The organism is Reyranella sp., assembly GCF_004297265.1.
In the GTDB taxonomy this organism is placed as follows: Bacteria; Pseudomonadota; Alphaproteobacteria; order Reyranellales; family Reyranellaceae; genus Reyranella.
In genome coordinates this window covers 41,978-63,890 of record NZ_SCUT01000024.1, presented here as the reverse complement: position 1 = coordinate 63,890, position 21,913 = coordinate 41,978, and the positions used below count along the sequence as shown (strand labels likewise).

Here is a 21,913-nt window from a genome sequence, read left to right as displayed (position 1 = left end):
TTGGCGTGCCAGCGGGAGGTAATGAAATGGCGAATATCGTTCTGGCGCACGGCGCCTGGTCGGCGGCCTGGGCGTGGAAGAAGATGCGTCCGCTGCTGCAGGCGGCCGGTCACCAGTTCTATGCCCCGACCTATACCGGCCTCGGCGCCCGCGCCCACCTCGCCACGCCCGACATCGACCTCTCGACCCACATCCAGGACATCGTGTCCGAGATCGAGTTCGAGGACCTGAACGACGTCGTCCTGCTGGGACATTCCTATGGCGGCATGGTCGCCACCGGCGTTGCCGACAGGATCCCCCATCGTCTTGCACGCATCGTGTACATCGACGCCTTTGCGCCCAGGGACGGACAGAGCCTGTTCGACCTGGTCGGACCGAAAGCCGAGGGCAACATGCGCAAGGGCGCGGAGCGGGACGGCGACGGCTGGAAGATGCCGGTCAACCCGATGCCGCCCGATACCTCCCCGGAGGACGTGACCTGGGCCAGCCCGCGCCGCCGGCCGCAGCCGATCAAGACCTTCGAGCAGAAGATCAAGCTCGAATCCAAAGAACCTCTGCCGCCCCGCGATTACATTTATGCGACCCGCAACGGCCCCGGCGACCCGTTCCGCCAGTTCGCCGACCGGGCGCGCGGCGAAGCCGGCTGGACCTGCCACGAACTCGACACCAGCCACAACCCGCACATCACCTGCCCGAACGAGTTCATGGCGCTCCTGACCAAGATCATGGCGGGCAGCAAGTGAACACCGACCTGGCCTATTCGATCCTGGGCCAACTCGGACGCAGCCCCCGCGCCGACGACCGGCTTACAATCACCGGGGGCGACGATCCGGTATTCCAGACCCCATGGCGCGTCGGCACGGCCGGCGCCGCCGCGCTGGGGGCCGTCGGCCTCGCCGTTTCCGACCTGTGGCGGCTGAAGACCGGCCGGCCCCAGCCGGTCTCGGTCGACGTCGCGGCTGCGACCGCGTCGCTGCGTTCGAACACCTACGTCCTGCGCAACGGCGAGCGCCCGGTGTCGTGGGATCCCCTGTCCGGCCACTATCCGACGCGCGACGGCCGGCACATGTTCATCCACACCAACCATCCGCATCATCGCGCGGGCGCGCTGCGCATTGCCGGCGCCGAGGGCGACACGCGCGAGGCGCTGGCCGCCGCCGTCGCCAGGTGGGACGGGCACGCGATCGAGCAGGCGATCGCCGACGGTGGCTGCGTCGGCGGCCTGACACGCAGCCGCGACGAATGGAATGCCCACCCGCACGGCGTCGCGGTGGCGAAGCTGCCGCTGATCGACATCGTGAAGATCGGCGAGGCTCTGGCCGAGCCGCTGCCAAAGGGAGACCGCCCGCTGTCCGGCGTGCGGGCCTTCGATCTCACCCGCGTACTGGCCGGTCCGACGAGCGGCCGCGTGCTGGCAGAGAACGGCGCCGACGTGCTGCATGTCGCCGCCCCTCACCTGCCCTACCAGGCCGAGCTGCTGATGGACACCGGCCACGGCAAGCGCTGTGCCTGGATCGACCTGCGCGAGCCTTCCGGCGTCGAGACCATGAAGTCGCTCCTGAAGGAGGCCGACATCTTCACCCAGGGCTATCGCCCCGGCACGCTGGCGACGCGCGGCTTCTCGCCCGAACAGGTGGCGGCGCTGCGGCCCGGCATCGTCTGCGTCAGCCTCTGCGCCTACTGCCATGAAGGTCCCTGGTCGTCGCGCCGCGGCTTCGACTCGATCGTCCAGAACGTGACAGGCCTTGCCGCGACGCAGGGCTCGCTTGAGAAGCCACGCAACCTACCGGTACAGGCGCTCGACTATATCGCGGGCTATCTCGGCGCGCTGGGCGCCCTGGTGGCGCTGGCCCGCCGGGTCGAACAGGGCGGCTCCTGGCAGGTTCGTGTCTCGCTGGTCCAGGTCGCGCACTGGCTCGCCAGCCTTGGCACCGTCGACGCCAGCAAGGGCGCCGCCGAACTGCCCGAGGCCGAGCTGCTGCCGCTCCTCACCGAAAGCGTCGGCCCGCTCGGCCGGCTGCGCCACCTGAAGCCGGTGGTGCAGCTCGGTGAGACGCCGGCCTATTATGCAAGGCCCGCCGAACCTCTCGGCACTTCGCCCGCACAGTGGGCATAAGTTGAACCGAGCATGGCCGACTCCGAAGTAGCTGGAAACGACTGGTCGAGTACCGAACTCGACCTCATCGTTGCCGACTACTTCGCCATGCTGAAAGAGGAACAAGCTGGTCTCACCATCCGCAAAACGGAGCATCGCCGCGCCTTGAAAGCGCACATCCACCGGACTGACGGTTCGATCGAGTTCAAGCACCAGAATATTTCGGCAGTTCTGACACAACTCGGCCTTCCGCGAATCCGTGGCTACGTCCCTGCCTGGAACTTTCAGGGCGCAATCGCAGCCGCCATCGGCCGCTACCTGGACGTACAGCCCGATCCGGTACCATTGGCAATCAAGCATTCGACCGGCCTCTCCGACATGCCATCCCTTTTTGTCGGGCCGCCGCCGACAAGACCTCCTATCGGCGCCAGGGCGAGGAAGGCGTTCGAGCGCGTGGCACGGAAATTCGACCCGGCGTTGCGCGATCAAATGAACCGCGCCCTCGGAGAGGCAGGCGAAGAGCTGATCTACGAGCGCGAGCGCGAATTGCTCGTATTGGCAGACCGCAGAGACCTCGCGAGAAAGGTACGGTGGCTTTCGAAGGAGGACGGCGACGGTGCAGGGTACGATATCCGCTCCTACGATCCATCGGGCTCCGAACGATGGATCGAGGTCAAAACGACCCGGGGCGGCAGCACGACGCCCTTCTATATGACCCGCAACGAAAATGAAGTTGCCAAAGAGCGGCCCGACGCATTCCGATTGTATCGGCTGCATGACTTTTCTCGGCAGCCTGGACTCTTTACTTTGACGCCGCCACTCGACGCAGTATTGCAGCTCGAACCCCTGACGTTTCAAGCCTCGCTGAAGTAGCGGAGACAGCATGTCCGACATCCTGAGAACGGAAGCCGAGCTCGAGGCGATCTATGGACGGCCGGTCGAGGCGGCGACGGTCAAGGAAGTGAACTGGATCACGCCGCACTATCGCGCCTACATCGAGGCGTCGCCCTATGCGGCGCTGGCGACGTCCGGTCCGGAAGGCCTCGACTGCTCGCCGCGCGGAGACCGGGCGGGCTTCGTGCGGGTGCACGACGAGAAGACGCTGATGTTGCCCGACCGCCGCGGCAACAACCGCATCGATTCGCTGCGCAACATCGTGCGCGACCCGCGGGTGGCGTTGCTGTTCATGATCCCGGGCGTCGGCAACACGCTGCGCGTGAACGGCCGCGCCCATCTCAGCATCGCCGCCGATCTTCTGGAATCCTTCGCCGTCGAGGAAAAGGCGCCGCGCTCCGTGGCCGTGATCGAGGTCGATGCGGTCTACTTCCAGTGCGCCCGCGCGCTCGTGCGTTCGGAACTCTGGAACCCCACCCGACATGTCGATCCGAAGTCTTTGCCCAGCGCCGGCCAGATCCTGGCCGCATTGAGCAACGAACGGGTCGGCGGCGAAACCTACGACCGTGAATGGCCGGGCCGGGCAGCGGCCACGATGTGGTGATCCGCGAGCGCGAACCGGCGGACGACGAGGCGATCCGCCGCCTGAATGATCAGGCCTTCGGCGGCCCGTTCGAGGGCAAGCTGATCGAGGAGCTGCGCGAGGCCTTCATCGATGCGGTCGAGCTGGTGGCGGTCGAGGACGGCGCCATCGTCGGCCATATCCTGTTCAGCGCGCTGACGACGATGGTCGACGACGACGCCGTGCCGACCCTGTCGCTGGCACCGATGTGCGTCCATCCGGGGCGACAGAGATCGGGAATCGGCACCGCCCTCGTCGAAACCGGGCTCGACCTGGCGCGCCGCCGCGAATGGCAGGCCGTCGTGGTGCTCGGCCATCCCGACTACTATCCGCGCTTCGGCTTCTCGGCCGAGCTGGCGAGCGGCCTCGACGCCCCCTTCGAAGGCGATTCATTCATGGCGCTGGAACTCGTGCCGGGCGCACTCGACGGAGACGACGGGCTGATCGTCTATCCGGCGGCCTTCGGCCTGGTTTCCTAGGCCGCGGCGCGCGCATCCGAAGGCGCTTCGAGGGCGTCGATGAAGCGCCGGCAATAGGCTTCCGCCGTCGTGCGCAGGACCTTCTCCTTCAGAACGCTGTGACGTTCCCGCCGCTCCGACAAGGGCATGGTGAGCGCCACATGCATCGCATCGGCGATAGCATCGGGATCGAACGGATTCACGATCAGCGCCTCGGTGAGATCCTGCGCAGCGCCCGCGAACTGCGACAGGACCAGCACGCCGGGATCCTCGTCCGACTGGGCCGCCACGAACTCCTTGGCAACCAGGTTCATGCCGTCGCGCAGCGGCGTCACCACGCCGATCCGACCGAGCCGGTAAAGTCCCGCCAGCGTCGAGCGCGGCGCAGCCCGGGTGGAATACCTGAGTGGCGTCCAGTCGAACTCCGAGAAGCGGCCGTTGATGCGTCCTGCCAGCCGGTCGAGCTCGGTGCGGAGCTTGCGATACTCGTCGACCTCCTCACGCGAGCGTGGACAGATCTGCAGGAAGTGGATCCGCCTCTTGTGCTCGGGATGCTTCTCGAGCAGGCGGCCGAACGCTTCGAAGCGGTGCGGCAGGCCCTTGGAGTAATCCAGGCGGTCGACGCCGATGGCGAGCGCGCGATTCAGCAGGCTGCCGGCAACCCTTTGCACGAGCTTGTCGGCCTCTGCCCGCTCGGCCTCTGCCGCGAAGCCCTCGGCGTCGATTCCGATCGGATCTGCAAAGGCCCGCATCCGGCGGCCGGCGATGCGTATCCACTCGCCATCGACCGTTGCGCCCAGCATGCGCTGCGCGCAGTCGCGGAAATCCCGGGCATGCTCCTCCGTCTGGAAACCCACCAGATCGTAGGCACAGAGATCGGCGACCAGCTCGCGCGCCACCGGCATGGCCTCGAGCATGGACGGCGGCACGAAAGGCACGTGCAGGAAGAAGCCCAGTCGCCCCTCGAAGCCCTGCTTGCGCAGCAGGCGGGCGAACGGGATCAGGTGATAGTCGTGCGCCCACACCGTGTCGTCACCCTGCAGCAGCGGGGTCAAGGCCGAGGCGAAGGAGCGGTTGACCGAGAGGTAGCCCTCGTAATCCTCGCGGCGAAAATGCATCAGGCCCAGCCGGAAGTGCAGCAGCGGCCACAACGCACCATTTGCGAAGCCGACGTAGAAGCCGCGATAGGCCTCGGGCGTGAGATCGACCGTCGCGTAGGTGACGCCACGGGCCTCGACGAGGGCGGGTTGCGTCGACGGCTCGGAGGTGAGCCGGCCGCTCCAGCCGAACCACATCGCTCCGGGAGTCATCAGGTCGCGCAGCGCCACGGCGAGGCCGCCAGCGGATGCGCCCCGCGCCTTCGGCACCGGCACACGGTTGGAGACGATCACGAGGCGTGCCACAGACCCTCCTCCCAACTCCGCGAGAGCCGCATGGCCGACAGGATGAGACCGACCTGGCTGTAGGTCTGGGGGAAGTTGCCCCACAGCTCGCCGGTGCGCGGATCGAGGTCCTCCGAGAGCAGGCCGACATGGTTGCGCCGCGCCAGCACGTTGTTGAACAGTTCGAGTGCCTCCTCGCGGCGGCCGACGCTGGCAAGCGCGTCGATGTACCAGAAGGTGCAGAGCAGGAAGGCGTTGGAGGGCGCGCCAAAATCGTCGGCCTCGATGTAACGCATGATGAATCCGTTCTTCATGAGCTTGCGTGAGACCATGTCGAGCGTGGCGTGGAAGCGCGGGTCGTCGGAGCGCAGCAGGCCGATCTCGGGAAACACCAGGCTCGAGGCATCGGCCATTTCGCGGTCGAGCACGCCCGACAACCATCCTTCCGCTGTGGTCCCTCGCTGGAGGATTTCCTGGCGCAGCACGCCCGCCTTGGCGAGCCATTCGCGCGATTCACCCGCGAGGCCGACCCGACGCGCGATCAGGCCGAGCCGGTGTTGGGCGGCCCAGCACATGGCGGCGGAGAAGGTATGGACCTCCTCGCGCTCACGATATTCCCAGAGGCCGGCATCGGGCGTGAGGGCGGCTCGATGCGCCTCGTTGCCGACGGCGCAGAGCTGGCGATAGAGCTCGATGTCGCCCTGGCGGGGCAGCCGCTCGTCCCAGAACATCTGTGCGGCCGTCAGCACCATCGAGCCGTACACGTCGTTCTGGCGCTGACCGACCGCCGCATTGCCGATGCGTACCGGCCCGTAGCCGCGATAGCCCGGCAGGGTATCGATCAGGCGCTCCACCGTATCGGCGCCTGGCGCGATCGGGAACAGCGGGGCCACGTTATGGACCTCGCCGCGCGCGCTGCCGGCTTCGACCACGTCGATGATGAAGCGCACGTAGCTTTCCATCGTGCGCGTCGCCGACAGCCGGTTGAGCGCCGTCACGGTGAAGAAGGCGTCACGCAGCCAGGTGAAGCGGTAATCCCAGTTGCGAACCGTGCCCGCCGCCTCGGGGACCGATGTCGTGAGCGCGGCCAGCACCGCGCCGGTGTCCTCGTAGCTGCAAAGCTTGAGCGTGATGGCGGCGCGAATGACGGCGACTTGCCAATCGAACGGAATGTTGAGATCGCGCACCCAACCCTGCCAGTAGATCTCGGTCTCGCTGAGGAAGGAGCGGGACAGCTGATCGACATTGTCGGTGACGCTCTCGTCAGCACCCACGATCAGGGTGAGCGGCCGGTCGAGCGAGAACGCGGTCTCGTGGAGCACGTAGTTCAGCGAGGCATCCGTGGTGAGCCGCAGCACCGAGGCATCGCCGTAATAGCGTATGTGATTGCTGCCTACCGTGACCTGCGACTTGCGAGCGCCGTAATCGAAGGTAGGACGCAGTCGCAGGGTGATGCGCGGCCGGCCGGCCACGGGCTCGAGCCGGCGCATCAGCATGGGAGGACGGAACATGCGCCCGAAGCGGCGGAAACGCGGTGCGAAATCCCAGATGCGTGCCGTGCCTCCCGCGCCGTCGATGGTCGTTTCGAGAATAGCCGTATTGGGAACATAGCGCTGGCGGCTGTCCTTCATGTCGTCGACGACGACATCCATGAAACCCGACTGCGGATCGTTGCCGCCCAGCAGGGCATTGAAGACCGGATCGCCATCCAGGCGACCCAGACCGTGCCACACATGGCGGCCGTTGCGATCAATCAGGCTCGCGATGGAACAGTTGCCGATGACGCCGAGATCGAGGTTGCTCATGCCGAAGCTCCCGTCGCCGCCGGTTGCGCTGCCGGCGGCCCCGCCAGCCGTTCGGCATTGCGCGAGAGCCAGGCGCGTACCTGCGCCGGATCGCCTTCGAAGACCTCCTGGACGCGCAGCCCCTTGCCACCATGGCGACGCGCGGCGCTCATGCCGGCCTCGTCGGTGAAATCGTCGCCGACGAAAATCGGACGGCGGCCCTTGAAGGCACTGTCCTTCATGAAGCGCTCGACGGCATGGCCTTTGGACGTGGAGCGCGGGCCGATCTCCACCGCTTCACGCGCCGGGATCAGACGGAACCAGGGGTGATCGTCGGGCACGAGAGCGCGCGCAATCCGCCACACGTCGTCATGGCGTTCCGGCGCCAGGCGATAGTGAATGGCACAGCCATGCGGTTTGGGTTCGATAAGGACGCCCGGCCATCGCTCGGTCGCCGCCACCAGCGAGTCCCGCCACGCCTGAGTGACCGCAAGACCCGCCGGCATTTCCTCGACCGTTCCGTCACTGAACCGCAGGGTAACGCCATGCTCGCCGGCCGCGGCGGAGGTGAACGGCTTGAGGAGCTGGTCTATCGTCTTGAGCGAGCGCCCGCTCACAATCGCCAACGCGCCTCCAAGGATCGCATGCAGGTGGGCAAGAAGATCGGGCAATGCCGGAGGCACGACCACGAGTTCCGGAGTCGCCGCAATCTCCAGCAACGTGCCGTCGAGATCGAGAAAGAGTGCCGAGCCGTAGTCGAAATCCGTTGCTGCCATCTCGTCCCCTCTGCGCCTCGGTTGCCTGGGGCGCGAAGGGGCCGTCGACCACAACACGCCGCGATTCGGGGGCCGTCCCGAGTGAAGCGGCCGCGCCTGGCGCGTGCACGTGTAACGCTGCAGGGCAGCGATGGTTTCGTCAAAAAGACGCAGTGTCATGGCGACAATGAGGCATGTCGGAACGCAGCAACGTCTTCCCGGCGAGGACGTTGGGAAGTCGTGAAGCCAATCAACAGAGGAGACCGTCATGAGCAGCACCACCGACAAGATCAAGGGCGTCACCAACGAGGCGATCGGTAACGCCAAGCAGGGCATCGGCAAGGCCGTCGACAGCGACAAGCTACGGGTCGAAGGCGCGCTGCAGGAAGCCAAGGGCGAGGCTCAGCAGGCTGTCGGCAAGACGAAGGACGCGCTGAAGAAGGCGATCGACGGCTGACGCCGCGATCCCTGCCCGGCAAACCGCAGGACGCTCGTCGAAAGACGGGCGTCCTTTTTCTTGCTCGGCGTTTGGCCTAGGGTACCAGCATCTGTTCGATGGCGGTCCCTATGCTTCCTTCCCAACGTGAACTCTTCGACATCCCGCGCGACGTGTGCTTCCTCAATGCCGCCGCCTGGAGCCCTCTCCCCCTTGCCGTCCAGGAAGCGGGCCGCATCGGCGTGGCGCGAAAAGGGCAGCCCTGGAAGCTCGAAGCCGACTTCATGCCGAAGCAGTACGAGCGCGCGCGTCGTGCGGCGGCGGCGTTGATCGGCGCCGATCCGGCCGACATCGCCTTGATCCCGTCCGTGGGCTACGGCGTCTCGACCGCCGGCAAGGTGATGAACCTGCCGCGCGGCAGCCGTGTGCTTGTGCTGCAGGACGACCATACCTCGCCGGTGCTCGAGTGGATGAGCCGCGCCGAAGAGGGCGGCTTTGCGGTCGAGCAGGTGAGACAGCCAAGCGACGGTGACTGGACCTCGGCGGTTCTGGAAGCGATGACGCGCACGGGCGCGGCGCCCCTGTCGCTGGTCTCGATCTCGTCCGTGCATTGGTCGGATGGCGGCGCCATCGACCTGCCGCGCATCGCCGATGCGGCGCGCCAGGCGGGCGCGGCGTTCCTGGTCGATGCAACGCACGATGCCGGCGTCCGCCGCATCGATGTGAAGACGCTCGATCCCGACTTCCTGATCTTCCCGACCTACAAGTGGGTGCTGGGTCCCTATGGCCGCGCGTTCATGTATGTCGCCAAGCGTCGTCAGGACGGCATTCCGCTGGAGCAGACCGCGCCGGCGCGCAAGGGCGTGGCCGCGGAACAGAAGATCTATTTTCGCGATCTCTCCTATGTCGACGGCGCCCGCCGTTACGACATGGGCGAGCGTGACCATTTCATCACGCTCGAGATGGCCGCCGTCGGCATGGAGATGATGGCGGGCTGGGGCAACGATCCCATCGTCGCGCGGCTTTCCATGCTCACGGACCGGCTGGCCGACGGGCTCGCGAACTCCGGCGTTCGCGTGATCGATCGCAAGCTGCGCGCGCCGCACCTCCTCTGCCTGCAGTTCCCCAAGGGCATGCAGGACGACCTGCCGCAGAAGCTCGCCGCCGAGAACGTCTATGCCGCGCCGCGTCTCGGCCGGCTGCGCATCAGCCCGCACGTCTACAACGACGAGCAGGACGTCGATCGCTTCGTCGAAGTGTTCAGGAAGGTCGCGCTGTAGGATCGCCTCGCGCTGCGTATTCGCGCAGCACGGATCGTCGATGGCATCGTGATTGCATTCGGATGAGCGGCGCTGGCCCGACGAAATGTTGCCGGCACGCGTAACAGAGGGACCGGCACTTGCGTAACACTCGTCGACACATCCTGAGGCAGCTTCTCGTCACGGCACTCGCCTCACCGTTCATCTCCCGCGCTGCCTCGGCGCAGGGCAAGTATCCCGAGCGGCCGGTCAAGATGATCGTACCCTTCCCGCCGGGAGGCGGTGTCGACCTGACGGCGCGACTTATGATGGAGCCGCTATCCAAGGAGCTTGGCCAGACCATCATCATCGAGAACAAGGGTGGCGCTGGAGGAATCATCGGCGTCGAAGCGATGTCGCATGCCGCGCCCGATGGCTACACGCTGTCGCTCACCGGTGCCGGCACGCTGACCGCCGGTCCGCATCTGCGCAGCAAGATGCCGTACGATCCGATGGCGCTGACGCAGGTCACGCGGCTGGTCCGCATGCCCTTCATCCTCGCGGTGCGCAACGACCTGCCGGCGAAGACCCTGCCGGAGTTCATGGAGCTGGCGAAGAAGCAGGAGTTGCGCTGGGCTTCGGGCGGCATCGGCACCAGCCAGCATCTCGCCGGCGAGCTCTTCACCCAGATGTCCGGCCTGAAGATGATCCACGTTCCCTATCGCGGCACCGGCCCGGCCCTGAACGATCTGGCGGCAGGCATCGTCGACGCCTATTTCGGCGATCCCGCGACGCTCGGCCTGATCCGCAGCGGAAAGGCGCGCGCCATGGCCGTCACGTCGCCGGAGCGCTGGTCCGTCCTGCCGGACACGCCCGCGCTCGCCGAAGCGGTGAAGGGGTACGAAGCGGAAAACTGGTACGGACTCGCCGCCCCTGCCGGCACGCCGAAGCCGATCGTCGACCGGCTGTACGCGGCCATCTCCAAGGTCCTCGCCGAACCGGACGTGAAGAAGAAGTACGACGAAAGCGGTCTTACGCCTGCCCTCCTGCCGCCGGCGGAATACGTGGCCTTCCTCAAGCGCGATTCAGTTACCTGGGGCGACGTGGTACGCAAGGGCAACATCAAGATCGACGAGTAGTAATGTCCTCCCGTCTGGCCGTCGACATCGGCGGCACGTTCACCGACGTCGTGCTCGAAACCGGCACGAAATCCCATGCCATCAAGGTCCTGACCACGCCCGACGCGCCCGAGCGCGCCGTGCTGGAGGGCGTGCGCTCCATCCTCGCCGAGGCGAAATGCCGGCCGCAGGACGTGTCGCTCGTCGTTCACGGCACGACGCTGGCCACCAATGCGCTGATCGAGCGCAAGGGCGCCCGCACCGCGCTGATCACGACGGAAGGCTTCCGCGATTCCGTCGAGATGGCGTGGGAGCACCGCTTCGAGCAATACGACATCTACATGGAGCGGCCGCAGCCGCTGGTGTCGCGCGACCTGCGCTTCGGGATCCCGGAGCGCGTGGCGTCCGATGGGACGGTGTTGCTGGCGCTCGACGAGGCCGCCGTGCGCCGCGTCGCGGCACAACTGAAGGCGGAGAAGATCGAGGCGGTTGCCGTCTGCTTCCTGCACAGTTTCACCAACGAGGCCCATGAGCGACGTGCCGGCGCGATCCTGGCCGAGGAACTGCCGGGCGTGGCCGTGTCGCTCTCCTGTGAGGTCTGCCCAGAGATCCGCGAATACGAGCGCACGTCGACGACCATCGCCAACGCCTATGTCCTGCCGCGCATGGAGGGATATCTTGGCCAGCTCGAGACCGACCTCAGGGCGGAAGGTATCGCGGCGCCGCTGTTGCTGATGATGTCGTCGGGCGGCATCACCACAGTCGACACGGCACGCCGCTACCCCGTGCGTCTGGTCGAATCCGGGCCGGCGGGCGGGGCCATCCTGGCGCGCGCGGTGGCGGCCGAGAACGACGCGCGTAAGGCCGTCGCCTTCGACATGGGCGGCACCACCGCCAAGCTCACCTTGCTCGACGATCTCGATCTGCAGCGCTCGCGCCAGTTCGAGGTCGCGCGCGCCTATCGCTTCGTACAGGGCTCCGGCCTGCCGGTGCGCATTCCCGTCATCGAACTGGTCGAGATCGGCGCCGGCGGCGGCTCGATCGCCCGTCTCGACACCCTGGGCCGAATCCAGGTCGGCCCCGATTCCGCCGGCAGCGTCCCTGGTCCCGCGTGCTACGGCCGTGGCGGTACCGAACCTACCGTGACCGACGCCGATACGGCGCTGGGGCGCCTCGACCCGACCCGCTTCGCCGGCGGCGCCATTCCGCTTCACCGCGACAAGGCCGAAGCCGCCCTGCAGTCGCTGGCCGGTCCGCTCGGGACGGACGCCCAGGGCGCGGCCGCCGGCGTGGCCGAGATCGTCGACGAAACCATGGCGAGCGCGGCGCGCGTCCATGCTGTCGAGAACGGCAAGGACACCGCCGACCGCACGCTGATCGCCTTCGGCGGTGCGGCGCCGCTGCATGCCGCACGACTCGCCCGCAAGCTCGGCATGAAGCGGGTCATCGTGCCGGTGGGCGCCGGCGTCGGCTCGGCCTTCGGCTTCCTGCGCGCCTCGATCGCCTACGAGGTGGTGAGGACGCGCCATGTCAGGCTCGACATGTTCGACGCGAAGATGCTGAACGAACTGTTCGCCGCCATGCGGGCGGAGGCCGAGGCCGTGGTGCGGCCTGCGGCGCCGGGCGAGACGCTGGTGGAATCGCGCCAGGCGTTCATGCGCTATCGCGGCCAGGGCCATGAGATCGCCGTGCCGCTGCCCAACCAGCCGTTCAGCGCGGACGCCGCGGGCGACTTGCGCCGCCGCTTCGAGGCGACCTACGAGCAGGTGTTCGGCCGTGCCATTCCCAAGCTCGAGGTCGAGGCGCTGACCTGGACCCTATCGATCGGCACCGACCGGCCGCTGCCATCGCCGGCAAAGCCGGTCACCAAGCGGGCCGCCCCCACACCGACAAGCCATCGCGACGTGTTCGATCCCGCAAGCGGCCTGCTGGAGCGCGCGGCCCTTCATGAACGCAGGCTGCTGGAATCCGGCATGGCGTTCGACGGTCCGGCGCTCATCGTCGAAGACGGCACCACCACCGTCGTTCCCAACGGCTTCATCGCCCATATCAACGAGGTGGGCCAGATCGTCCTGGAGGACCGCGCATGAGCACGACCGCCCCGTCGGCGCCCAGGTCGCCGATCAACGACATCCGTCTACAGGTCATGTGGAACCGCCTTCTCTCGGTCGTCGAGGAGCAGGCGCGGGCGCTGGTGCGGACCGCCTTTTCGACCAGCGCGCGCGAGGCCGGCGACATCTCGGCCGGCGTGTTCGATCTCGAAGGCCGCATGCTCGCGCAGGCCGTCACCGGCACGCCGGGCCATGTGAATTCGATGGCGCGCAGCGTCATCCACTTCATCCGCGAGTTTCCCGTCGAGACGATGAAGCCGGGCGACGCCTACGTGACCAACGATCCGTGGAAGGGCACCGGCCATCTCTACGACATCGTCGTCACCTCGCCCGCCTTCCACAACGGCAAGCTGGTGGCGCTGTTCTCCTGCACCACACATGTGGTCGACATCGGCGGTCTCGGCCAGTCGCCCGACGGGCGGCAGGTCTTCCATGAGGGCCTGTTCCTGCCGCTGCTGCCGCTGATGCGCGAGGGCGTGATCGACGAGAGCGTGATGCGCATCGTGCGCGCCAACGTGCGCGAGCCGGTGCAGGTCGAGGGCGACATCCACGCCCTGATCGGCTGCAACGGTATCGGCGAGAAGCGGCTGTCCGACATGATGGCCGAACACGGAATCGACTCTCTCGACGAGCTGGGCGCGCACATCATCGACAAGAGCCGCGCCGGCATGATCGCCGCGATTGCCAAGCTGCCGCGCGGCACCTGGAAGGGCCATATGCGGATCGACGGCTATGACGCGCCGATCGACCTGCATGCCGCCGTCACGATCCATGCCGACCACATCTCGGTTGATTATGCCGGGACCTCGGGCTCGTCGATCTACGGCATCAATTCGCCGATGTGCTACACCGAGGCGTACACCGCCTTCGGCATCAAGTGCGTCGTGGCGCCGACCATCCCGAACAATGCCGGCACGCTCGACTCGATCCTCGTCACGGCGCCCGAGAACACCATCGTCAACGCGCTTTACCCGGCGGCCGTGAATGCACGCAGCACGATCGGCCACATGCTGCCCGACGTCTGCTTCGACGCGCTGCATCAGGTGATCCCGGGACAGGTTCCCGCCGAAGGCACGTCCAACCTCTGGAACCTGAAGCTCGGCGCCGGACACGGCATGACCGGAACGATCGGCAACAGCCGTCCCTTCATGGTGACGACCTTCCACTCCGGCGGCGCGGGCGCGCGCCCGACACTCGACGGGTTGTCGGCGACGCCCTTCCCGTCCGGCGTGCGCAACGTGCCGGTCGAGATCACCGAGACCATCGCGCCCGTCGTCGTCTGGAAGAAGGAGTATCGCCAGGATTCGGGCGGAGCCGGCGCGCAGCGCGGCGGCCTCGGCCAGGTGATGGAAGTCGAGCATCGCGAAGGTGCGCCGTTCGGCATCTTCGCGACCTTCGAACGGGTCAGGTATCCGGCGCGCGGCCGGGACGGCGGCAAGCCCGGCGCCAACGGCCGCCTGTCGCTGGCCTCCGGCCAGGAGCTGAAGGCCAAGGGCTTCCAGACCATCCCGGCCGGCGAGCGCCTGGTGGTCGAGATGCCCGGCGGCGGCGGATACGGCGCGCCTGCGGAGCGCGATCCCGCGGCCGTGAAACGCGATGTGCGGCTCGGCTTGGTCAGCAAGGAGGCCGCGAAGGCCAGCTACGGCGTCGAGGGCGATTAACCGAGCAAGTCATATCATTGGAGCGCGCCACTCCAGTGGCGCTCTTCCTTTTCCGAGCGCCACTGGAGTGGCGCGCTCCAATGACGTCAGAAGCTCTTGTCGAACTCCGGGCGGTGCTTGTTGCGCAGCTTGAAGTTCTGGCGCTCGGCCTTGCGCGGCGCGCGGACCCAGACCTCGCGATTGGGATGCAGGCCGCCGCCACGCGTCGCCGGAACCGCGCTGGTCCGCGCGCGATGGAGCAGGCGCGTATCAGCGATGCCGCAATTGGGATGGATGCCGCCATTGTCGGCGACAATCTTGTCCCACGCCGCCTTGCGCTTCGCGTAGATGGCGGGGTCGGCGAGCTGGGTGCAGTTCAGCTCGTTGATGTTGAGGTCGGCCACAATCTCGTCGCCCTCCTCGACCAGCCCGATCGGGCCGCCGATGGCCGCTTCGGGTCCGACATGGCCGATCACGAGGCCGACCGAGCCGCCCGAGAAGCGCGCGTCGGTCATCAGGGCCACGACGATGTTGCGCTCGCGGCACAGCGTCGTGATGCGCGAGGTCGGATCCAGCATCTCCGGCATGCCGGGCGCTCCGCTCGGTCCCTCGTAGCGCACGATGATCATGTCGTGGTTCTGGAAGGTCTCCGGCGTCTCGTCGAGCGCCTTGAGCAGTCCCGCCTCGCCCTCGAACACACGGGCGCGACCACGGAACAGATTGTCCTCGAGGCCGCCCTCGACGCCCGCAAGCTTGAGGATGGCCGAGAAGTCCGGCGACAGATTGCCGCCCAGCATGCGCAGGCCGCCAGTCGGCTTGTAGGGCTTCTCGACCGGATAGACGACCTTGCCATCCGCCTTGCGGGCGCCCAGACGCTCGACCTGCCTGGCGAGCGTCTCGCCGGTGCAGGTCAGCACGTCGCCGTTCAGCAGACCGGCCTCCAGCAGCTCGCGCACGATCACCTGCACGCCGCCCACCTTGTCTATGTCGACCATCGAATACTTGCCGTAGGGCCGCGCGTCGGTCAGGACCGGGACGATGTTCTGCGAGAGGTAGTTGAACTCCTCCGGCGTCATCACGTCCTTCCAGAAGTCGCCGTAGCCGGCGGCACGGGCGATCTCCGGCGCGTGCAGCACGACGTTGGTCGAGCCGCCGACCGCCATCGCCACGATCACCGCATTGCGGATCGAATCGCGCACGACGATGTCGCGCGGCTTCAGGTCGTTCTTCATCAGGTTGGCCAGATGATCGACCAGCTCGGCGGCGAACTCGTTGGTGCGGCGCGGATCGTCGGACGGCGGCGCCACCATCTGCAGCGGCTGCATGCCGACCACGCCGATGAAGGTCTGCATGGTGTTGTAGGTGAACATGCCGCCGCAGCTGCCGATGCCGGGACAGGCGTGGCAGGCGATGAGGTGCCGGTAGTCGGCGTCGGGATGGCCGGCGACCTGGTAGGCACTCACAATGTCGAGCGGCTCGCCCGTGTTTGGCTCCTTGCCGGGATGGATCGCACCATCAGACATGATGATCGACGGCAGATTGTGCTCGAGCAGCGCGGACAACGTCCCGACCGGCGGCTTGTCGCAGGCGACGACTGCGATCGTGCCGGCGAGGCCGGTGGCGCTTAGATGCTCGCACAGCGCATCCTGCGTCACCTCGCGGCCGATCAGCGAGTAGCGCATCTCGCGCGTTCCGTTGCGGATGCCGTCCGACGTGGCGATCGTGTACTCGGGCTGCACCAGCCGCATCTTGAGCTGGTTCGGCCCCGTGCCGATGCGGGCCTTGAGCTCGGCGTGGATCGCCTCGACCTTGGACATGACGCCGAGGTAGCACTGGCTGTCGCCCTTGGTGCCGACGACGCCGACCGACGGCTCGTGAATCAGGTCCGGATCGGTGCCGAGCGCGCGCGCCACACCGATGGTCTGGGCCGAGCGGCCCGGGTGCCGGTCAATGGTCACAAACTTCGGCTTCATCACAACCATCCCATAGGACTTGCAAGCATTGGCCCGCCTTCGAGGGCGAGCGGGTCTGGCGGTATATCACAGGCCCGCTTGGCCAATCCCACGATTTCTTCAATGGGGTTGGCATAGATAAAGCCGCCCTTCGGAACTCTCTCGGATCACGTTCGGCCCTTGGCTCCCGACCGCCGGGCGGGCATTCTCGCGCGAAATTCGGTGCGAGCTTTGCGCCAAAGCAAAGATTGAGGAACCAAGATGTGGCAGCCTAACGAGCGCTACCCCGATCCGGCGGTGCGCGTGCTCGACCCGTCGTTCAACCAGTACCGGCTGATGCTGGCCTCGGTCGAGCGCCTCTACACGGGCTGCCGCTGGTCCGAGGGGCCCGTCTGGTTCGGCGACGGGCGCTATCTCCTGTGGAGCGACATCCCCAACAACCGCGTGCTGCGCTGGGACGAGGAGACCGGCAACGTCTCGATCTTCCGCAAGCCCTCGAACAACGCCAACGGCCACACGCGCGACCGCCGCGGCCGGCTGATCGCCTGCGAGCACGACGCCCGCCGCGTCGTGCGCTTCGAGTATGACGGCGCCATCACCGTGCTGGCCGATTCCTACAACGGCAAGCCGCTCAACTCACCCAACGACGTGGTGGTGAAGTCCGACGGCTCGATCTGGTTCACCGATCCGACCTTCGGCATCCTGGGCTACTACGAGGGCCACAAAGAAGAGAGCCAGAACGAGCCCGCCGTCTATCGCCTCGACCCGACGACCGGCAAGCTCACGGTGATGGCGGACGACATTCCGGGCCCCAACGGCCTCGCCTTCTCGCCCGACGAGAAGAAGCTCTACGTCGTGGCCTCGCGCGCCGAACCGCATCGCACGATCCTGTCCTACGAGGTGTCGACCGACGGCACGTCGCTGGGCAAGGGCTCGGTGCTGATCGACGCCGGTCCCGGCGGATCGCCCGACGGGTTCCGCGTCGACATCGACGGCAACCTGTGGTGCGGCTGGGGCATGGGCTCGGCCGATCTCGACGGCGTGCGCGTCTTCAATCCCGCAGGCAAGCCGATCGGCCATATCGACCTGCCGGAGCGCTGCGCCAACGTCTGCTTCGGCGGACGCTACCGCAACCGCCTGTTCATGGCGGCCAGCCACTCGCTCTACGCCCTCTACGTCAACACGCAAGGCGCGATCGGCGGCTGATCATGTCTGGAGTCGAGTCGACCTATGCCTGGTGGCGCCTGGCTGCCAGCGTGACGCTGAGCACGGTCGGCGGCATCGGCATGTGGTGCCTTGTCGTGGCGCTGCCGTCGATCCAGCAGGATCTCGGCATCACCCGCGCCGACATCTCCTTGGCCTACACGATGAACACGCTGGGCTTCTTCGCGGGCGGCGTTACCTGGGGCAAGCTGGTCGACAGGCGCGGCATCGTCCTCACGGCGGTACTCAGCGCAACCGGTCTCGCCCTGGGCTTCGCGCTGGCGCCGCTGGCGACCGCCCTGCCCCTGTTCGCGGCGGTCCAGGTGCTGATCGGTTTCAGCTCTGCCGCGACTTTCGCCCCCCTGGTGGCGGACATCTCGCACTGGTTCGACCGGCGGCGCGGCATCGCCGTCGCCATCGCCGCCTCGGGCAACTATCTCGCGGGCGCGATCTGGCCGACGATCATCCAGATGCTGATCCACGATCATGGTTGGCGGGTCACCTACTGGGTCGCCGGTGCGCTGTGCTTCGTGGCGATGATCCCGCTGGCCCTGACGCTCCGCCGCAAGCCGCCGCAGGAGCAGATGACGGGCGTCGCTGGAACGCCCGGTGCCGCTGCCCATTCGCCGCGTTCGCTCGGCCTGTCGCCGAACGCGCTGCAGGCGGTGCTGGTCGTCGCGGGCATCGGCTGCTGCGTCGCCATGTCGATGCCGCAGGTCCATATCGTCGCCTACTGCGCCGATCTGGGCTACGGCGTGGCGCGCGGCGCGGAGATGCTGTCTCTGATGCTGGGCTTCGGCATCGTGAGCCGCATCGCCTCGGGCTGGATCGCCGACCGGGTCGGCGGCGTGAAGACCCTGCTGCTGGGCTCGACCTTGCAGTGCGTGGCGCTGGTCTTCTATCTCGTCGACGACTCGGTCAACTCACTCTACCTCGCCTCGGCCCTGTTCGGCCTTTTCCAGGGCGGCATCGTGCCGTCCTACGCCATCATCGTGCGTGAATATTTCCCACCCAGGGAAGCGGGCTTCCGGGTCGGCCTCGCCATCTCCTCCACCTTGGTCGGCATGGCGCTGGGCGGCTGGATGGGCGGGGTGCTGTTCGACATGACCGGCTCCTATCGCGCGGCCTTCGTCAACGGCATCGCCTGGAACCTGCTGAATGGAGCGGTGGCCTGGTGGCTGCTGTTCCGCCAGAACCGCCGCAACGTCTTCGCGGCGGGTTAACGCCGCATCGCCATCAGCAGCGCGTCGCCGGTATAGGGTTTGCGGATGCGCGGCACGCCGAGCAGCTTGGGCGGGAAGGCGATGTCCTCGCCGTAGCCGGTCGTGAACACAAAGGGTATCCTGAGTGAATCAAGATGCTCGGCGACCGCAAAACTCGTCTCCCGGCCCAGATTGATGTCGAGCAGGGCGAAATCCGGCGGACGGGTGGCGATCGCCCTCATTGCCTGCGCAACGCTCGAGGCGACGCGCACCGTCTCGATGCCCGCCCGCAGGAGAGAACTCTCGGCGTCGAGCGCGATGATCATGTTGTCCTCGACGACCAGTATATCCTTCGGGAGGTCGGGGGCACCTACATCGGGCGAAACCTCGGCAGGCGCTTCCGCCAGAGCCCCCGGCGCCGGCCGAACATAGGCGGCAGGCACGACGAACCGTGCACGCACGCCCGTCGCTTCGTAGTCGATGGCGGCCTCTCCCTTGAGGTCGTAGGGAATCGAGCGCTCGATCACCGTTGAACCGAAACCGCGGCGGGTTGGGGGCACAACCGGCGGCCCGCCATGCTCGATCCAGACGATGAGCAGGTTGCGCTGGGCATCGAGCCGGGTCTCGATGTCGATCCCGCCGGTACTGTCGCTCAGCGCGCCGTACTTGGCAGAGTTCGTCATCAGCTCGTGCACGACCAACGCCAGGGTGGTGAAGCCCTGCGGCTCCAGCAGCATTTCCGGCCCGGAAAGGCGCACGCGGGTGGCCTTGCCGCCGAGGTAGGCGCCCGCCTCCGCAGCGACAAGTCCGCGGAACGAAGCCGGTCCCCAGTTGTCGGCTGTGATCTGGTCGTGGGCGCGCGCCAGCGCCTGGATGCGCCCACCGACCACATCGGTGAAGGCATCGACCGAAAGCGACGGATCGCGGCTCTGCGAGATGACGCCGCGAATCAAGCCCAGAATGTTGCGAACCCGATGGTTGAGCTCGGCGATAAGCAGCTCCTGCCGCTCCTGCGCCCGCCTGCGCTCAACCTCGGTGATGTCGGAAAGACGAAGGATGACTTCGAGCAGACTCACCCGCAGGCTCTCGGCGATCCGGACGTCGACAGCCTGCCACGGAACAGACTGGCCGCTCACCGTCTCGCGCCACAGCTCGAAGCTCTTGCGCGGTGTCAGGCGCGCGCCGAGCGGGCCAACGACGACCGGCTTGCTGGGATCGCCGGCCCAGTTCACCGAACGCGCCGCTTCCTTTCGGAAGAAGATGAGGAAATCTCGTGCCGGACGTGACAACGGCACAACCAGCATGCCGGCCGCACGGTCGGCGAAGTCGCGGCCCGGCGGGTATTCCGCCGCGATCTCGTGACACGCCAGCACGTCGCTCAGGTCGCGGCGCGCCAGATTGTCGATCAGGCGGGCAAACTGCTCCTGCGTCGGCGCCATGCCTTGCAGGGTCGCGCTGCCGCCGGTCCATACGCCGATTCCGTCACAGGACAGGAGATCGGCAATCTCGTCGAGATGGGCGACGATGCTGTCGAAACGGGTCGCTTCCGATGCCATCACGGTCACGAGTTGATTGTGCAGCTTGCGCGCACGAGCCTCGTAGGCCGCTTCGCTGTCCCGTTCCCGGCTCTCCATCAGCAGCGAGAACATCTGGCCGAACAGTTCCGCCGCCGTACGCCTCTCGAAGGGGATTCCGTGTGGGCCGTAATGATGGCAGGCGAACAGGCCCCACAGTTTCCCGTCGCGCAGGATCGACACCGACATGGAGGCGCCGACCCCCATGTTCTGCAGATACTCGATGTGGATCGGAGAGACGCTGCGCAACACGCTCATCGACAGGTCGAGTGGCCGTCCGGCGATGAGTCCGGGCTCAATGGCTACAGGCTTTGCCGAGATGTCGGGAATGATGCGAAGCCAGTTGCGCTCGTAGAGGATGCGCGCCTGCTTGGGGATGTCCGAGGCCGGGTAGTGCAGGCCGAGATAGCTTTCGAGCCCACCGCGCGCCGATTCCGCGATCACCTCGCCCGACCCGTCATGGTCGAAGCGATAGACCATCACGCGATCGAAGCCGGTGAGGCCGCGCATCTCGCGCGCCGCCACCCTATAGAAAGTTCGCAGTTCGGAGGTCTGCTGCAGCCGGGCAATCATGGCGCGGACCAGCGCGCCGGAATTCACGCCCTGCTCGTCGACGCACGGCTCGGACTCGATGACGATCGAATCGTCGACCACATGTACGGCGAGGTCAAACCGCGAGCCGTCGGCAAACAGCGCGACGGAGAAGGCACGCGCCACGGTATTTGTGAACGCCGCCGTCTGGAGATGGCCGCGGATCAGGTGGATCGAATCGGCCGTGAACACATCCTCGATCGGACGGCCGATCAGCTCGGCCGGTCCGATGCCAAGCCACTCCACGGCATTGCCCGACGCCCGGGTGATCGTCCACTGCGTGCTGTCGAGGCCGAGGAGGAACCCAAACGGCTGGATGGCGCCGAGCAGATGGATCGGCTCGCGGTCGCAATTCGTGAGATCGACAACGGTGGGGTCCGCTTCAGACATCCGCCGGCTCCGCCAGGAAAAGGCCGAATGCCTCCCGCGCGCCCAGCATCGTCCGTTCCGGCGCCGCGGCAACGGCGTCCGATTCCTCCAGTCGCTGCAGGAAGGCGCGCCAGAAGTCAGCTCCCGCACCGTGTCCCAGGTAGCTGGTCGCCGCCCGGACCTGCGGATTGGCATTCCCGAACGCGCGCTTCGCCAGCAGCCTGCCACCAAGGCGCGAGCCCTCCAGCACATACAGCCGACCGAAAAGTCGCGCCTTGTCGGAGGTCACCGTGACAGGCACCGGAGCCGGTACGGGGATTCCCAGTACGTCGAGGTCGCGCTCGAGAGCCCGTGAGCGGCGACGCGCCGGCCAATCCGGAAGCACACGTTCCACGCCCCCTCGCTCCAGGGCTCTTTCCAAAGGGCACACGACGCGGGCAAGTGCCGTCAGGAACGCCGCATAGGCATCCTTATCCGTGTCGAAGGGAC

18 protein-coding genes are annotated in these 21,913 nt (G+C 66.9%); 12 read left to right on the top strand and 6 right to left on the bottom strand.

Annotated elements, in window-relative coordinates; all coding sequences use genetic code 11:
• Nucleotides 1-26: 26 nt before the first annotated feature.
• The 5 genes from EPO41_RS09150 to EPO41_RS09130 are packed head-to-tail and all read left to right on the top strand — an operon-like array spanning nucleotide 27 to nucleotide 4,090.
• Nucleotides 27-743, top strand: a complete 717-nt coding sequence (locus EPO41_RS09150; protein WP_296323595.1) for an alpha/beta hydrolase — start codon at nucleotides 27-29, stop codon at nucleotides 741-743.
• Nucleotides 740-2,116 carry a CoA transferase gene (locus EPO41_RS09145; protein ID WP_296323592.1) on the top strand — a complete coding sequence of 459 codons (1,377 nt, stop codon included), beginning with the start codon at nucleotides 740-742 and terminating at the stop codon, nucleotides 2,114-2,116. The genes EPO41_RS09150 and EPO41_RS09145 overlap by 4 nt, the downstream gene beginning before the upstream one ends.
• A gap of 12 nt (nucleotides 2,117-2,128) precedes the next feature.
• Entirely contained in the window at nucleotides 2,129-2,968 is an 840-nt protein-coding gene (locus EPO41_RS09140; RefSeq protein ID WP_296323591.1) for a DUF3883 domain-containing protein, read from the top strand.
• A 10-nt stretch (nucleotides 2,969-2,978) separates the two neighbouring features.
• A complete protein-coding gene (locus EPO41_RS09135) occupies nucleotides 2,979-3,593 on the top strand; it encodes a pyridoxamine 5'-phosphate oxidase family protein (RefSeq protein WP_296323588.1) in 615 nt (204 codons plus the stop codon).
• Nucleotides 3,560-4,090 (top strand): N-acetyltransferase, encoded by a 531-nt coding sequence (locus tag EPO41_RS09130; RefSeq protein WP_296323586.1) that lies wholly within the window; start codon nucleotides 3,560-3,562, stop codon nucleotides 4,088-4,090. The genes EPO41_RS09135 and EPO41_RS09130 overlap by 34 nt, the downstream gene beginning before the upstream one ends.
• On the opposite strand, the gene EPO41_RS09125 is transcribed toward EPO41_RS09130, so the two are convergent.
• The 3 genes from EPO41_RS09125 to otsB are packed head-to-tail and all read right to left on the bottom strand — an operon-like array spanning nucleotide 4,087 to nucleotide 8,170.
• A complete protein-coding gene (locus EPO41_RS09125) occupies nucleotides 4,087-5,472 on the bottom strand; it encodes a trehalose-6-phosphate synthase (protein WP_296323584.1) in 1,386 nt (461 codons plus the stop codon). The two genes, EPO41_RS09130 and EPO41_RS09125, sit on opposite strands and share 4 nt — an antisense overlap.
• A complete protein-coding gene (locus tag EPO41_RS09120) occupies nucleotides 5,457-7,256 on the bottom strand; it encodes a glycoside hydrolase family 15 protein (RefSeq protein WP_296323582.1) in 1,800 nt (599 codons plus the stop codon). The genes EPO41_RS09125 and EPO41_RS09120 overlap by 16 nt, the downstream gene beginning before the upstream one ends.
• On the bottom strand, nucleotides 7,253-8,170 hold the full coding sequence (gene otsB, locus EPO41_RS09115; RefSeq protein ID WP_296323579.1) for a trehalose-phosphatase: 918 nt from the start codon (nucleotides 8,168-8,170) through the stop codon (nucleotides 7,253-7,255). Before otsB ends, EPO41_RS09120 begins: the two co-directional genes overlap by 4 nt.
• 88 nt (nucleotides 8,171-8,258) lie before the next feature.
• Here otsB and EPO41_RS09110 point away from each other — a divergent pair, with 88 nt between their 5' ends.
• The 5 genes from EPO41_RS09110 (at nucleotide 8,259) to EPO41_RS09090 (ending at nucleotide 14,554) form a co-directional block, all read left to right on the top strand.
• Nucleotides 8,259-8,447, top strand: a complete 189-nt coding sequence (locus EPO41_RS09110; protein WP_296323576.1) for a CsbD family protein — start codon at nucleotides 8,259-8,261, stop codon at nucleotides 8,445-8,447.
• A gap of 110 nt (nucleotides 8,448-8,557) precedes the next feature.
• A complete protein-coding gene (locus tag EPO41_RS09105; RefSeq protein WP_296323574.1) occupies nucleotides 8,558-9,706 on the top strand; it encodes an aminotransferase class V-fold PLP-dependent enzyme in 1,149 nt (382 codons plus the stop codon).
• A gap of 119 nt (nucleotides 9,707-9,825) precedes the next feature.
• Nucleotides 9,826-10,803, top strand: a complete 978-nt coding sequence (locus tag EPO41_RS09100; protein WP_296323572.1) for a tripartite tricarboxylate transporter substrate binding protein — start codon at nucleotides 9,826-9,828, stop codon at nucleotides 10,801-10,803.
• A 2-nt stretch (nucleotides 10,804-10,805) separates the two neighbouring features.
• On the top strand, nucleotides 10,806-12,872 hold the full coding sequence (locus EPO41_RS09095; protein WP_296323569.1) for a hydantoinase/oxoprolinase family protein: 2,067 nt from the start codon (nucleotides 10,806-10,808) through the stop codon (nucleotides 12,870-12,872).
• Nucleotides 12,869-14,554 (top strand): hydantoinase B/oxoprolinase family protein, encoded by a 1,686-nt coding sequence (locus EPO41_RS09090; protein WP_296323566.1) that lies wholly within the window; start codon nucleotides 12,869-12,871, stop codon nucleotides 14,552-14,554. The genes EPO41_RS09095 and EPO41_RS09090 overlap by 4 nt, the downstream gene beginning before the upstream one ends.
• Nucleotides 14,555-14,640: 86 nt before the next feature.
• On the opposite strand, the gene EPO41_RS09085 is transcribed toward EPO41_RS09090, so the two are convergent.
• Complete coding sequence (locus tag EPO41_RS09085; protein WP_296323563.1) at nucleotides 14,641-16,506, bottom strand: dihydroxy-acid dehydratase; 1,866 nt, start codon at nucleotides 16,504-16,506, stop codon at nucleotides 14,641-14,643.
• A 240-nt stretch (nucleotides 16,507-16,746) separates the two neighbouring features.
• Here EPO41_RS09085 and EPO41_RS09080 point away from each other — a divergent pair, with 240 nt between their 5' ends.
• Nucleotides 16,747-17,691, top strand: coding sequence for an SMP-30/gluconolactonase/LRE family protein (locus EPO41_RS09080; RefSeq protein ID WP_296323560.1), 945 nt, complete (start codon nucleotides 16,747-16,749; stop codon nucleotides 17,689-17,691).
• A gap of 2 nt (nucleotides 17,692-17,693) precedes the next feature.
• Complete coding sequence (locus EPO41_RS09075) at nucleotides 17,694-18,911, top strand: MFS transporter (protein WP_296323558.1); 1,218 nt, start codon at nucleotides 17,694-17,696, stop codon at nucleotides 18,909-18,911.
• On the opposite strand, the gene EPO41_RS09070 is transcribed toward EPO41_RS09075, so the two are convergent.
• Together EPO41_RS09070 and EPO41_RS09065 are read right to left on the bottom strand one after the other, a co-directional pair.
• Nucleotides 18,908-21,445 carry an HWE histidine kinase domain-containing protein gene (locus EPO41_RS09070; RefSeq protein WP_296323552.1) on the bottom strand — a complete coding sequence of 846 codons (2,538 nt, stop codon included), beginning with the start codon at nucleotides 21,443-21,445 and terminating at the stop codon, nucleotides 18,908-18,910. The two genes, EPO41_RS09075 and EPO41_RS09070, sit on opposite strands and share 4 nt — an antisense overlap.
• Nucleotides 21,438-21,818: a biliverdin-producing heme oxygenase gene (locus EPO41_RS09065; protein ID WP_296323548.1), complete on the bottom strand. Its 381-nt coding sequence runs from the start codon at nucleotides 21,816-21,818 to the stop codon at nucleotides 21,438-21,440. The genes EPO41_RS09070 and EPO41_RS09065 overlap by 8 nt, the downstream gene beginning before the upstream one ends.
• Between the last annotated feature and the right edge of the window lie 95 nt (nucleotides 21,819-21,913).

What these genes read in the sequence shown, in the direction of transcription:
- EPO41_RS09150 (WP_296323595.1), top strand. Translation starts at nt 27, where the DNA reads ATGGCGAATATCGTTCTGGCGCACGGCGCCTGGTCGGCGGCCTGGGCG.
- EPO41_RS09140 (WP_296323591.1), top strand. Translation starts at nt 2,129, where the DNA reads ATGGCCGACTCCGAAGTAGCTGGAAACGACTGGTCGAGTACCGAACTC.
- EPO41_RS09135 (WP_296323588.1), top strand. Translation starts at nt 2,979, where the DNA reads ATGTCCGACATCCTGAGAACGGAAGCCGAGCTCGAGGCGATCTATGGA.
- EPO41_RS09130 (WP_296323586.1), top strand. Translation starts at nt 3,560, where the DNA reads ATGGCCGGGCCGGGCAGCGGCCACGATGTGGTGATCCGCGAGCGCGAA.
- EPO41_RS09120 (WP_296323582.1), bottom strand. Translation starts at nt 7,256, where the DNA reads ATGAGCAACCTCGATCTCGGCGTCATCGGCAACTGTTCCATCGCGAGC.
- otsB (WP_296323579.1), bottom strand. Translation starts at nt 8,170, where the DNA reads ATGACACTGCGTCTTTTTGACGAAACCATCGCTGCCCTGCAGCGTTAC.
- EPO41_RS09110 (WP_296323576.1), top strand. Translation starts at nt 8,259, where the DNA reads ATGAGCAGCACCACCGACAAGATCAAGGGCGTCACCAACGAGGCGATC.
- EPO41_RS09105 (WP_296323574.1), top strand. Translation starts at nt 8,558, where the DNA reads ATGCTTCCTTCCCAACGTGAACTCTTCGACATCCCGCGCGACGTGTGC.
- EPO41_RS09095 (WP_296323569.1), top strand. Translation starts at nt 10,806, where the DNA reads ATGTCCTCCCGTCTGGCCGTCGACATCGGCGGCACGTTCACCGACGTC.
- EPO41_RS09090 (WP_296323566.1), top strand. Translation starts at nt 12,869, where the DNA reads ATGAGCACGACCGCCCCGTCGGCGCCCAGGTCGCCGATCAACGACATC.
- EPO41_RS09085 (WP_296323563.1), bottom strand. Translation starts at nt 16,506, where the DNA reads ATGAAGCCGAAGTTTGTGACCATTGACCGGCACCCGGGCCGCTCGGCC.
- EPO41_RS09080 (WP_296323560.1), top strand. Translation starts at nt 16,747, where the DNA reads ATGTGGCAGCCTAACGAGCGCTACCCCGATCCGGCGGTGCGCGTGCTC.
- EPO41_RS09075 (WP_296323558.1), top strand. Translation starts at nt 17,694, where the DNA reads ATGTCTGGAGTCGAGTCGACCTATGCCTGGTGGCGCCTGGCTGCCAGC.
- EPO41_RS09070 (WP_296323552.1), bottom strand. Translation starts at nt 21,445, where the DNA reads ATGTCTGAAGCGGACCCCACCGTTGTCGATCTCACGAATTGCGACCGC.